This is a genomic window from Flavobacterium sp. (assembly GCF_031363805.1).
Lineage (GTDB): Bacteria > Bacteroidota > Bacteroidia > Flavobacteriales > Flavobacteriaceae > Flavobacterium.
The window spans coordinates 1-13,502 of sequence record NZ_JANLVD010000015.1; the positions used below are offsets into that span (position 1 = coordinate 1).

The following is a 13,502-nucleotide window of genomic DNA, read 5'->3' on the forward strand; positions in this document are numbered from 1 at the left end:
AAAATGAAAGGTATATATCTTCAAAATTATCTTGATGAGTTCTGCTACAAACTTAATAGAAGATACTTCGGAGAGTATTTATTTGATAGAATTACTATTGCATTAGTAACTTGTGGTAAATAAACCGAGATACAAATAAAATTTTAAAATCATTTGAAATATACCAATAGCCATTACACGGATAAACGCCCATACCACCGTGTACATCTTGCAATTTCCATTCCCAATCTTTCTCTAGTCCGTAGCTTTGCAAATGAAAATAATCAAAAATAGGCGTGTTCTTAATAATTTCTCTTTTTCCTATTTTATCAAAATAGTTTTTACCATTAGGTACAAATTCGCCATTAGCACTTGGTATGTCTGCAACAAATCCTTTAGACTTTTGTTCTAAATCTATTGATTTATCTGTTAATTTATAGTAGTTCATTTAATTAAAAATTTATAATATCATTAACGTTTTTATTTCCTAATAAAACTTCATTTTTCAGCTTTTGCTTAGTGCTCTTTATTAAATCCTCAATTTCATCAAATGCTCTTTTTGGTTTGTTTAAGTTTCTAGAATCGGTTATTATATCAGTTATTTTTTTGCTGATTTCTCTATTGTAATCATTGTGAACTGTATGTCCATTAATTTGAAGTGAATTACTTTTCTTTTGTATCATCATTCCATTGTCAATACCATTAAAGTCAAAATCAAAATCAGGATCAGTTTTTCGTAATTCAAATAACAATTCTTTTAAATCTGGGTTATTTTTTAAAACATCAGCGGGTATCACGTGGTGGTATTATCAAAATTTCAAAGAACATATATTTTGATTATATCTATTAAATGTTTTTATCAATAACAACATCAAAATCTAATTCTGAAAATTCAAAACCCTCTATATTGTTATCTTCAATAGCTTTTTTAAGTTTATTTGATACTATGTTATCTTTCATAAAAGTTCCCATTGGAAAAAAATCAAAGGCTTCGTTTAATACTAACTTTCTATTTTTAAGAATTAGTTCCAAGCTATCATTTTCCTTATAGATTCGTTTATAATTATCTATAAATTCTTTATTATTGATTACAAATACATTTTCTTCACTTTTAGGATTATAAAAGATTGATTTTTTAAAATTTATGTTTAATAAAAAATTTTCAAATGTTATATTTCCTGCAAACTGAAAAATATAATAATCATAAGAATCAAATTTATATAATAATTTACTTAAATAAAATTGATACGGATTTGCCAAAATATGTTTTTCGAATATTTTTTTTAATTTTTCAGAAATAAAGAAGCCTTTTATTTGACTTCCTTGATTTATAAAACTGTGAACATCATTTAATTTAAAATCCCAAAATGATTTTTCATCAAAACTTTTTAAGTAAAAATAATCAAAAATAGGAGGGTTTATTATCAAATTACCATCTTTTAATTTATTAAAATAAATTTCAACATTAGGTATTTTTTCACCATCAACACTACTAACAATTCTGTTATTTAAATTATTCACTTGTAAATTTAATTTAAAATATTTCATTTCTAAAAATTTAAAATTTGATTAACATCTTTCGTTCCTAATAATACTTCATTTTCCAATTTTAACTTTGCTTTATTAACAATTTTTTGTACTTCATTAAATTTATCACTCTCATCAAAAATTGGATTATCAATAACATTTTTAATTTTATCGGTAATTGCTTTATCATATTGAGGATGAGTAGTATATCCTGATAGATCAAAATTGACATTCTTTTTTTGAAGTGGAATTCCATTATCTAAACCATTAAACTCAAATTTTTTACCATTTTTTTTAGCCCAAAATAATAAATTTTGAAGTTCGGGATAATTTTCTAAAACATTTATTGGAATAACATGATGTGCTTCAAAATTTCAAAGCACTCGTTTTATTCTTTTTTATTAAATTTCGTCATTTACAACAACCTCATAATCTAACTCTGAAAAAATGAAACCCTTTAATTGCATTTTTTCAATTGCTTCCTTTAATTTTTCTGAAACTATCTTATCTTCGCAAATTGTATAAAGTGTTGTAAAATCTATATTTTCATTTAAAACAACCCTTTTTATTTCTAAATCTTTTTTTTCTTTATCGTAAAATTCCTCGTTTTTCTCTAAATATTCTTCATATGAGTAAATTTCAATAACTTTACCATCTGCTAAAAAAGTACTTTTAGAAAAATTTATATAATCCATTTTATTTAATTTGCCGTATCGGCCCGCAAATTGAAAAATCCAATATTTCAATTTGTTAGTTTTATACAATAATTTAGTCTCATAAAATTGACATAATTTTGCGATTTTAAAATTTTCTAAAAGTAGTTTAAAATCATCTGAAATATACCAGCAACCACCTCCAGGATATACACCCATACCACCGTGAACATCTTGTAGACGCCATTCCCACTCCTCCTTTGGTCCAAAGCTTTGCAAATGAAAAAAATCAAAAACAGGTGTGCTGTTTAATATTTCTCCATTACCAATTTTTTCAAAATATTCTTTTCCATTACTAACAAATTCTCCATTTGCACTTGGTACATCCGCCACCAATCCTTTTGATTTTTGTTGTAAATCTAATGATTCATCATTTATTTTATAAAATTTCATAATTTAAAAATTAACTATTTCATTTACATTTTTTGTTCCTAATAAAACTTCTTGTTTTAATTTATTCTTGGTATCACTAATTAATTTCTTTACTTTTTCAAATGCTTTTTCTTTAGTCGCAGCATTTTGGATAAGTTCACTGATTTTTTTGCTAATTTCTCTATTGTAATCATTATGAACTGTATGTCCATTAATTTGAAGTGCATTACTTTTCTTCTGAATCATCATTCCATTATCAATACCATTAAAATCAAAATTAAAGTTAGAATCAGTTTTTCTCAATTCGAACAATAATTCTTTTAAATCTGGATTATTTTTTAAAACATCTGCAGGAATAACGTGGTGTGCTTCAAAATTTAAAGTACTACTTTCAAATTTCTTAAATGTGTTTATAAACCAATCATCAAATTGAACATTGCTCAATGATGTGTCGGTTTTTTTTATATGTTCAAAAAATTCTTTTGCTAAATCTTTACTCTCTTGTAAATTTATAATATTTTTTCTTATTGTGGAACGTGCTTTGTAAATAGCAGTTGCTAATTCTTCTGCACTATTAAAAACTTTATTTCCAATGGATAGTAAATCATCCATTTTCTTTACCAAATTATCCGCCATTTCAGGCAACTTGGTAATAATTGTAGATGCAGTAAAAATTGTGACACAAGTTCTAACAGCTCCCTTAGTCGCTAAATGTCCCGTTTTACCTGTGTCTGTATTTGGATTGATAATTAAAGACCAGTTTTCTGGTGTGTTGCCAGTTGCCTCTTCAACAATTACATCTTTTAACATTGGCATTAATTGCGAATAATCATTGCCTATTTGTGTTTTTATTTTCTTTAAACCCTCACATACTTGTTTACGAGCTTCTTTATCAACAGAAATATCGTAAACCATTGTTACAATTCCTGTAATATCAGTAACAACCTTTGTTCCAGCTTCGACTGTACCAGTTACTAATCCTGGTGCGTGTATGGATGCCGTATTTTCGGTTGTGTTTAAATAAGTTTTATCCTCAACAAGTGCAGTTTTTAACAATGTTGTTGTTAATCCTATTCCTTCGGAAACTATTTTAAAGAATGATGATTCGTTATCAATAGCAATTTTTTTACCATCGGCAAATTCTTCGGCGTTGGCATTTAGATTTATGCTTTTGCTGGTTGGGGTTTCTTTGCCGTTGGTGACTTTATTTTCAATGAAAAAATTATTGCCTTTGGTTTTAATGTTTTGCGCAATATCGACTAATTTAGCTTCTTTAATTCTAGGTATATTATTAATGTCAGTAACTGTTGCAAGTACTAAATTACTGCGAATTCCTACGGCTTTCATTTGTAGAATTCCGTTTTCATTTAAAAAATATCTAATTTTGACATCCGTCGAAGTCTCTGTCCAACTGCCTGCATTTATTTGCGCATCTGATAGTTGATTAGCAACTAAAACCGCCTTATTTTCTGAATTTAATTTATAAACTTTGCCATTATTTTCAAATTCGATACTTTGGTTTTGCCTTTTATCAGCCTTTGCAGCAATTAAATAATCCTGCATTTTATTGACAAAACACAAACTAACTTCTTCTGCAATTTGACCTAAGACAATATCAGAAACGCTGTAGTTTTGCTGGCATATTTCCCCTGAAAAAGGATATTTAACTGCACATTGTACCAACTCCTCATTTTGATTAAGCAAAACAAGCAATTCTGGTTTGAAGGCATTGAAAATAGTTTTAGTTTCGTTAACCAATTTCTTAATCTTATCGGTGTTTTTTGGATCAACAACAATCGTATTTAAATTGTCGGAAATCGTTAAAAATGTTGCATTAGAATTTAATGATGCTAACATACAAACATACGATTTGCCAAAATAACCTAGCTTTTTTGCTACGCCCGAAGCACCATCAAAACCAGAGGCGGCTTGCTGTCCTGTACTGTCACATTTTTTGCATTTTATAAAGGTATCAGTACCAAAACTTTTTAGAGCTGTAATAAGTTTCTCAACTCCTTTTTGTGATTCTTGAATACTAGTTTGTATGGCAGCGAGCTCGCTCAATTGTTGCTGGGCTGTGCCTAATTCTGATGTGTTTGGCGGTGTGTTGCTTGTGGATGCTAAATAGCTATTGCCTAAAAGTTGATTGATTTGATCTTGAACAGTTTGTGGTAAATTGGCATTGTTAAAAAGCAACTGCCATTGTTGATTCATTGATTGTTGGTAGGCAACCCAAATACTTGGATCAATTGGTGTTTGTGTATTTTGACTTTGCGTAATTAAGGTTTGTAAATTTTGGATAGCTGTGTTTATGGCATTAATAATGTCATCTATTAATGGGTCAACATTTGTTATGTTTTCACCTTTCGGATCATACGTTGTCTCAACAATTCCATTTATCAATTGATACGCTGTATTGATAGTCACATTATTAAAAATAACTGCAATTTTACTGTCTGCCAAATAAGGAACAGTAATATAACCAATACCTGTAAACATTCCGTTGCTTCCCGAAACTTCTAAAACTTTTACGGGAAAATCTCCTGCGGTAAAAGTTTCACTAGGAATCAAGTTGGGCAAAGGAGTTTGATTGGTTATAGATACAGCTGGGTTGATACCGCAATTATAACCTACACTGGTGCTACCCGATACTGGGGTATCAAAATTATTAATGCCAGAATAATTGTAACTCATGGCTATTCCCGCTGGCTCGCAACTGGCTCCAACTCGGAACTCGTATGCTGTTTCTGCTTCCAAGTCGGTAATTGTTGCTTGCGTGTTTAAAGTGTAAACTGAAAACCATTGCGCACTGGCGACATTTCTTTTTTTGTATTGCACATGGTATTTTGTGTTTTCAAAAGCCCCTTCCCAAGTGATTTTGACACTTTTAGAACTCGTTATTGTACTAAACACAGAAGTGGGTGCTGGGCAATTACTAGCATAAGTAAACCAAAATACTTCGCTATAACCATTATTTTTAAAAATCGCATTTTCTGAAAGCCCACTTGTGGATATGGCACGAACACGCCAGGCATAGCGTCTATTCGGTATTAGAAAAGGTTTGGTATTATCGTAAACCAAAAAGGGTGTAAAAAGTTCTTCTTCATACCGCAATGGACTTATTTCAAATCCATATTGTGGGTCGATATTTGGATCTAGAATTTCTTTTAGTTCAAATTTATACGATACATTGGTCGCATTTATTTGTTGGGGTGTCCAAGTAAAAAATATATTTGGAAAATCGGATACGGCAATTTGCTCTTGTTTTGTTGGCAAGTTTAAAATAGGCGGTTCGTTGAGCATCAAATATATATTGGCACAACTTTTTTGGGAAATACGCTGGTTTGTAAAAAAGTCATACATCTCAAAGCAAAAACTATAACTGCCTTCGGGTAGTGGATTGGCATATTGCACTGCGGAAATGCCTTGCAAGTTTTCCAGTCTAAATAGCGCGGCGAGTTCTACATTGGTAAAAGTAATAAGTTCGCCACCATTAATATAAATAGGATTTTGACCAGTAATGAAATCAGCACTTTGCGCATTTATGCCATTGCCTTGTATGCTTATTTTAAAACGTACTTGTCTGTTGTTAATAGAAATATCGGTAGGATTGACTATGAGTTGAAACTTGGTATCAAAACTGGTGGCATATTCTGATATTTTGCTGGTGTATGGCGTGCTGAAAACAGGCGTGACTTGTACAGGGAATACTTGAGCAAAGCCTGAAAATCCACAAATGGAAAATATTACAATTAGAAATATGTTTTTGATGTTATTTTTCATTATCTAAATTGATTATTATTTTTGAATTGATAATAGAAATTGGACGTTTTCTTGTTGCCAGGCAAAGTATATTTCAAAGATATGTTGTAAAATCCTTGTCGCATAAATAAATAATTTTTGCTAATCAAACTATAGGCTGGGTGTGATGTTGTAATCACTCCATTGACTTGGTCGTTGATTATTTGATTGTACAGGTTCATCCAATCTTCTTTGTAAGATAATGGCAAGTTGTATTTAAACGGAAAATTTTGTTTTGTCCAGTTTTGATTTACATTATATTCAATATTGGTCAAATAGGTGGCGTTGATAGGTAGTGCTTTTGCTGGCGGATTTCCTAATTCTGTGATAATTCTATGGGTAAATTCATATCGCCCTCCAAATGGATAGGAATTATAAATATTAGGGCTCACATCGTTTGTGAAATAGGCATCTTGCAAGGTTGCACTAGCCAATAATAATGATTTATTTTCGGAATATACCGTACCTGTCAAATCTACTATTTCAAATGCTTCTTGACTGTTGATGGTATTTGTTAAATAAATTATATCAGATGCTATCACACCAAAATTATAGCTTTGGTTGTTTATGGCACTCATTTTATTTGGAAACGTTTTGTATTTACTGGTTGAAAAAGCATAGGCAATACGCTCTATTTCGCCAGCAACAGAAATACTTGAAGCATCGTTGGTGGTAATATTTAAATCATTGTCCTGTATATTGCTAACATTATTCCCAGCATCGTTGTTATTGACATTGTTGTCCTGAGTATTCACAGTAGTGCTGGTAGTGGTATTACTAGCAGATGTAGCCGCATTTGTATTTTTACTAACGATACCAAATGTATAATTTTTATCCTGATTGATGTTTGGTAGATTGTACAAAACCTCATTAGAAGTATTGTTGTAAGTAAAAGCAGTATTTAAACTATTGGTTTGTCCAGCTTCCAAAAATTTAACTTCCGTTTGCCAAACTGGATCTTCAAACAAGTAATCCTGACCCCGTTTTAATTGTATATAACCTTTGTTATATTCTTCTTCTAGGAAATATTTTTGATCCACTACTGGATACGAATATTCAATATTGGTCAACGGAATATGATTGGGTGCGCCACCAGTAGTAAAAGTTCTTTCTTCTTTTTCTTTAGCCAATTGTCCATTAACATACAGCGGTTGAAAAACCCCATTGACCATCTTCTGGAAACTTACTTCAACTATTACTTTTAAACTTTTGTGCGGAGGCAAAATATCGGTGGAAACAAAATTTGCCCTGTCTTTCATAGAAGTCCAAGTTAAAAGACCTTGAATTTCTGAACTCCCATCATATACTTTGAATTTTTCTAAAATTATTTTGTAGGTTTGGTCACCATTGTCTTCTGGAATGACAATATTTTCATTGACTTTCATAGCAAAAGTAGCTTGAGGAATGGCAAAAACATCCACATCGGTCGTAGCATTTTTTGGCGTAAGGTCAGAAATAAGTTTCAGACCGCCGAGTGGGGAACTACTATCAGTTACACACTCTTCACCAATGGTCATTTTAAATCGGAATCGCCCTTTGATTAGTCCTCCCAGAATATTCATTTGTCCTCCAACATATCCTCTCAACCATGTAGGATTTGGCAGTTTGGCTTGCAATAAAACAGCGGCTCCTGCTGATATGATTGGTACTTTCAAATTAACAAATAGCAATTTGACACGAACACCCAATTCGCCTTGCAAATACACATACGCTTGACCATTGGCGTACCAGCCATTCATACCCACAGTTTCGCCAGTATTGGAACAACGGGTTTGACCATAATTTTTCATCATAATATCGAATCCTACACCCGCTTGAAAACGAGCATAAAAAATTAAAAATGACATATCATTGGTATCAAAATCTAAACTTGCACCAAAAGCAAGTCCGCCACCATTGGCAAGGTCGTTCTCGTTTCGCATATAGTTAAGCTGGTTAGCATCTACTCCCAGTATTTGTGCTACAATACTTGGTGGTGGTGGACTTCCTGGCAATTTTGTTCCTGCCATGAAATAACTGCCTGTTTGCAATGACATTCCTGCCACCCCAATACGAATTCCTATTCTGTTATTAAGTTCAGGTGTTCCAATATGCAAATACCAATCTTGTGGATCTTTGTGGAAAACTGCCCAACCTGCACGTCCGCCAGCACCAATGCCTGAAATAAAGTTACCCGGTGTATTCATAAATACATCCATGGTTCCGTGAATGGAACGATTTTCAAAATCAAATTCTACAGCTGTTGCAAAAGTAATACCTACTGGCGCAGACAAGTCGGTTGGTACTACAGCATTGGCTTTTGGCAAAAACCTGTTGGCAAAAGAACCTTGGGTTGCTGTAGATGGAACACCCATAAATTCTGTTGATGCTGTAACATTGGTAGCGACTTCATTCATAAATTCACCTACACTTTTTAGCCCAGGTAATTTTGCCATGATTTTTCCTTTTCCAAAAATAGCCAAAGTTTTGATACCACCATCGGTATTAAAAGCAATTTCCATTCCTGCTTCACCATCACATACTTCTTTTGAACCTACATGAAAAAACACCAAGGCTTTTAATCCTAAACCTCTTGTTTCGTCTGGAATATAACTCAATCCAGATGGAGAAAAATCGTTAATACTTACTCCGGGCGCTCTTTTCATTTTGTAATAAGCTCCGCCACCAAAACCATCAATCATAAAAGGTGGTCCTGGCACAGCAGGCCATTTTACAGAAGCATCAAAATACCAATATCTAAAAGTGCTTCGACCAAAAATGGCTTTTGAACTTACTGTTATGTTTGCAGCTTCAATATTGACTAACAAATCAGCATTAAAACCATCACCATAAACGGCATCATTTTCTAACAAATTTAATTGTCCTTTCATAGAAAATCCGCTAAACTGGGCATCAATTCTTATGGCAGATAAATCCAAACCATCATATTTCCATTTTTGTTTGTAGTTTTCTTCGACCATTCTGGCTTTAATTCCTATTCTGGCGGTCGCACTCAATTGGGTGCTTTCCATTAAATTTAAATTAAGGTCAAAGTCCAATCTTGCAGCATCATTTTGCATGGTAATGCCAATATTGGATATGGAGACTGGAAAATTACTAAATCCGACTGTACCTGTGTAATTCATACTTTGTACAGAAATGATGGGAGAAATGGTTTGTAACTGCAAATTCTCGAAAGTAATACCTTTAAAATCGATGGTTTTTTTGCCTTGTGTTTCCGTATTATCTGTGGCTGATTTATTGGTTTCGATGGCTAGTGAACCATGTAAATTTGCTTTGGGTAAAAATTTGCCATTTACCAATTTGAGTACTACTGAACTGTTGGGCAGTATTTTGGCTTTGGCTTTCCAGATATCAAAATTTAAAGTATCTCTAGTAATAACAGTAAGTTGCTGTTCTTGCATGGATATAAAACCGTTGTATTCCAAACCAATTTTTTTATTTGAATTTTCTGTGGTTGTGCTGTTTTTTGAAATAGGCAATAAAATTTGACCTCTTAAATTTGCTTTAACAAAGGTATTGGCTGCAATGGTAATATCTATATGATCTAAAGAATACGCCCATGATTTTTGTTCGCTGGTGATACCTTTGTTTAACGGAAAAATATTGTCCCCATAAAAAGTACCAGAAACTCCAAACTTATCTATAATTAAATTTGTAGCACCAATACGAACTCTTGTATTTTGAGTTGAAGTAGTTGTAGTTTTAAATTCTTTAGGCAGTCCTATTTCAAATGTTTCAACAAAAACACCACGCCATGTATTTGGATTGGGCATCAAAAGGGCATTATCTACATAATATTGTGAAAAATTTACTGCGGGATGGTTGTTCAAATCGCTTAAATCCAGCACCGCATTACTGACTAAAAACTGAAAATTACCGTCGTAGTTTTCGCCATTTCGTTTCGATTTTAAAACAAAAGGCTGCAAGTTAACATTGACCAAAATATCATTCCAGTTGCTGGCTTGCACACTAAATTCGCCTTTTACTCTATAAGGTACTTGTTTTGTTCTGCCATTGTAATACGTTCTCGCCACCGTGGTTTTGGCTTCGTTGACCTGACCATTGGATTCAATAGGCACAATTAAATCTCTTGAAAATGCGACTGCTCCTGTTATTTTTAAATCTTTAAATCCGTTGCAATCTATAGTCACAAAGGTTAAATCTTGTGTGGAACCAGTTGCCATATCAAAACCACCATACAAGGAAACTTCCCATTTATTGTTGAAAGGAATGTCTACATCTCCCAACAAAACCAGTTTTGCATCGCCAATTATTCCGCCTGCATGTGATAATTTTACGTTATCGGCACCAAAAAATAGTTGTATTGGATTGCCACTACTATCAGTTTGTGGAATATCAATTTTACAAAAAACAGTCAAAGTGGTATATTCGGATGAAAAAACAGCTTTTGTAATTCCGATAGCATATTGGGTATTGCTCACCGTTTTTCGGATACCAATAGGCAACTCCACCAAATCCTGGTTGGAAAAACTATTGACCCAACGTTGTGTGGTTTCAATTTTATTAAAACTTACTGTGGCTGCTGCTTTGGTTTCATTAACTTCTTGTGCTTTGGCAGTTATAACCAAAAAAAGAATAAGTAGAAGTGCATAGTATTTTTTCATATCTATAAAATTAAAAGCTATAACTATAATTAAAATTGGCTGTCAAATCTTGTATGGAACTGGTTTTATCTGATTTTCGAAACATTTTTATAGCACTGAGCATAAAATTGTGTTTTTTAAGAAAGGTAAAATTATTGTTGAATCGCAAGCCCATGACTGTACTGGAATTGGTTTGGCTTTTTGTACCATTGTAAATCACTCCCAAATTTGAATTGAAAGTATCTTTGTACAGTTTTTTTGAAACACTCAGCGATCCGCCTTGTGATGTATTTTCGAGTGTACCCACTGAATTTAAAGTATAATTGACAGCTGTACTTACCGCTATTTTTGATGCTTTGAAATTAATAGTATGCGATAGATTGGCATTTTGAATCGTGCTGGCTTGTCCTTTTCTGATAATACCACCTTGCTCGTTGGCTTGACCAGAAATATTATAATTCAGATTTATATTCTGGTTTTTTTGTTTGCCAAAATTATATCCGATATTAGCCACTCCATTTTGAGACAATTGTCTGTAATTTAAAGTATCTGCCGGATTGATGTTTTCATTATTAATAAAGCTAAATTGATTTAAATTCCTATTGGTTGATGTACTAAAATTGGAATAAGAACCACTCAAATTTAATTTTTCTGTTACCTTATAATTCAGATTTACTGCGCCAACTATTCGTTTGGTATTTTGTCGTTTTTGCAATTTTAAATCGTCTCTTTGGTAACCTACATTGGTTGCTATACTGATTCTGTCATTCCAAAAAGGTCTGGCTAAAGTGACCGCAATATTTTCCAAATCGTTGTTAAAAAATAAGGCACCCAATGTTTGATAGTTGGGATCTATTTTTTCGTAAGTCAATCCCACTTTTGTTTTGGCAATGGTGTAATTGATATTGGTTTTAAAAGCTTTTAAAGCGGATGTATTTTCTCGTGTTTTTAGAGTTTTATTTATAAAATTATTCTGGTTTCTGTATTGTGAACGTGCATCTTCACTTAATAAAGAAATGGCATATTCAAAAGTGAAATCTGCATTTTTTACGAAAGAAGAGTTGACAAATAAACTGCTTACTACATTTTCTTTCGGTTTTACACCTTTAATATCAAAATCTGGTTGGATAGAATTGATGTCGTCTTTAGCATAAAAACCAATCAATTCAATTTTGTATCGTTGTTTTTCAAAACCTAATTTCGCACCATAGCCCATTCTTTCAAAAGCAGGAATTCCACCAGCTCCTTCGATTGATTCTATGGCTTTTAATAGTTTTCCACCCATCATACTCAATTTTAATGATCCTTTTGGGGTAAGTTCTAAACCTACTCCGCGAAACGGATGCCCATTTAATGTATAAGGCGAAAAACTCAAATTGGCATCACCCAAATAAGCTTTAATCCATTTGTATTTTGGCATTAGACTCAACCGATTAAAATTAAAAGGAACGGTATACCCCAAATTATTACCTTGATTTGTAATGGTATAGGACAATGGCATACTAAAATTAAACGCACTAACATTGATATTTCCAGACAACAAATAAGCAAATGGTTCGCGGGAATTATTGGGTGCATCAGTTTCATAATAAACTGAGTTGGCATTGAAACCGCCACTGACTTTAAAATTTACTTTTTTAAATCCTTCTAAATCTACATTTTGGGCGTAACTAATGGTAATAGTAAGTACGAAACAACAAAAAAACGAGGGGAAATTTTTCTTCATTATGTACTACTAGCTATTGTTTTTGCACTTTTATATCACATAGTATATAAGAATTTGCACCTCTGGGAATCATATCTTTAATTTTAATGGCACCTTTTCTGCCGTCCTGAGTTTTAAATAAAATAATTCTTGGATAAGTCAATCCAAATTCTTGCGCTCCAGCAGCACTATTCGGAATGGTTAAATTTTGCAAAGGATTATCATTTGTCATATTATTAAAATCAGTTTCTGTAAAATTTAATCCGCAATTGCATAAATCCTGAGAATTGATAAATACTGTATTTTGCGCATTTGCCAAAGGGCTAAAACCAAAGTTAGCCACTTGATTTGGCGAGATAAATTTGTTTAAAGTAAAACTGCTATTCAATCCTTGAAAAGCAATATCGATTTTATCACTTACCTGATTTGTAATTTCACTAGGAGTAAATGACCTTCTGAGTTTGGTGGCATAAAATGCCCCTGTTTGATTGGAATTGTGCGCCGCATTAATACCAAATTTCACATTTTCTAAAACTATTAAATTGGTATCTGGTACAACTGTAATAGTTTTGGTGGTTGTCTGCGAAGTTTTATCGTTGGAGGCTGTTAAGGTTATTTGGTGTGTACCCGTTGTAAAAATTACTTGTTGCGGATTTTCAATATTGGATGTAACTGGATTACCATTTTGAAATGTCCAACGGTATCTTGTAGCACTTACGGATTGATTGACCAAATTTATTTTGACTGGCGACTGATAATCTTCATCTTCAAAATTGGGTGTCCATGTAAAATCTGATA

General features: G+C 32.6%; 8 protein-coding genes and 2 pseudogenes. 1 reads left to right on the forward strand and 9 read right to left on the reverse strand.

All coding sequences use genetic code 11. The features are described 5' to 3' along the window. Positions 1–123: pseudogene (locus RMN92_RS00805) on the forward strand (IS1595 family transposase); the annotation flags it as partial. Here the strand turns inward: RMN92_RS00805 and RMN92_RS00810 are convergent. The 9 genes and pseudogenes from RMN92_RS00810 to RMN92_RS00845 all read right to left on the reverse strand — a co-directional run. Beyond that, positions 95–427: a hypothetical protein gene (locus RMN92_RS00810; protein WP_309607561.1), complete on the reverse strand. Its 333-nt coding sequence runs from the start codon at positions 425–427 to the stop codon at positions 95–97. The pseudogene RMN92_RS00805 and the gene RMN92_RS00810 sit on opposite strands and share 29 nt — an antisense overlap. 4 nt (positions 428–431) lie before the next feature. Further along, positions 432–776 (reverse strand): AHH domain-containing protein, encoded by a 345-nt coding sequence (locus RMN92_RS00815; protein ID WP_309607562.1) that lies wholly within the window; start codon positions 774–776, stop codon positions 432–434. Between the two features lie 49 nt (positions 777–825). Then, positions 826–1,527, reverse strand: coding sequence for a hypothetical protein (locus RMN92_RS00820; protein ID WP_309607563.1), 702 nt, complete (start codon positions 1,525–1,527; stop codon positions 826–828). A 2-nt stretch (positions 1,528–1,529) separates the two neighbouring features. After that, a pseudogene (locus RMN92_RS14540) lies at positions 1,530–1,865 on the reverse strand (AHH domain-containing protein); the annotation flags it as partial. 42 nt (positions 1,866–1,907) lie between these two features. Continuing rightward, positions 1,908–2,612: a hypothetical protein gene (locus RMN92_RS00825; RefSeq protein WP_309607564.1), complete on the reverse strand. Its 705-nt coding sequence runs from the start codon at positions 2,610–2,612 to the stop codon at positions 1,908–1,910. Positions 2,613–2,615: 3 nt separating this feature from the next. Next, positions 2,616–6,374 carry an AHH domain-containing protein gene (locus tag RMN92_RS00830; protein WP_309607565.1) on the reverse strand — a complete coding sequence of 1,253 codons (3,759 nt, stop codon included), beginning with the start codon at positions 6,372–6,374 and terminating at the stop codon, positions 2,616–2,618. Beyond that, positions 6,374–11,020, reverse strand: a complete 4,647-nt coding sequence (locus tag RMN92_RS00835; protein ID WP_309607566.1) for a hypothetical protein — start codon at positions 11,018–11,020, stop codon at positions 6,374–6,376. The genes RMN92_RS00830 and RMN92_RS00835 overlap by 1 nt, the downstream gene beginning before the upstream one ends. 10 nt (positions 11,021–11,030) lie before the next feature. Beyond that, complete coding sequence (locus tag RMN92_RS00840) at positions 11,031–12,725, reverse strand: hypothetical protein (protein ID WP_309607567.1); 1,695 nt, start codon at positions 12,723–12,725, stop codon at positions 11,031–11,033. Between the two features lie 13 nt (positions 12,726–12,738). Next, the coding region (locus RMN92_RS00845; protein ID WP_309607568.1) for a PKD domain-containing protein at positions 12,739–13,502 on the reverse strand (764 nt) is incomplete at its 5' end.

Bases quoted from the DNA above. Each gene is read 5' to 3' on its own strand.
- RMN92_RS00835 (WP_309607566.1), bottom strand. From the start codon at position 11,020: ATGAAAAAATACTATGCACTTCTACTTATTCTTTTTTTGGTTATAACT.
- RMN92_RS00825 (WP_309607564.1), bottom strand. From the start codon at position 2,612: ATGAAATTTTATAAAATAAATGATGAATCATTAGATTTACAACAAAAA.
- RMN92_RS00820 (WP_309607563.1), bottom strand. From the start codon at position 1,527: ATGAAATATTTTAAATTAAATTTACAAGTGAATAATTTAAATAACAGA.
- RMN92_RS00830 (WP_309607565.1), bottom strand. From the start codon at position 6,374: ATGAAAAATAACATCAAAAACATATTTCTAATTGTAATATTTTCCATT.
- RMN92_RS00840 (WP_309607567.1), bottom strand. From the start codon at position 12,725: ATGAAGAAAAATTTCCCCTCGTTTTTTTGTTGTTTCGTACTTACTATT.
- RMN92_RS00810 (WP_309607561.1), bottom strand. From the start codon at position 427: ATGAACTACTATAAATTAACAGATAAATCAATAGATTTAGAACAAAAG.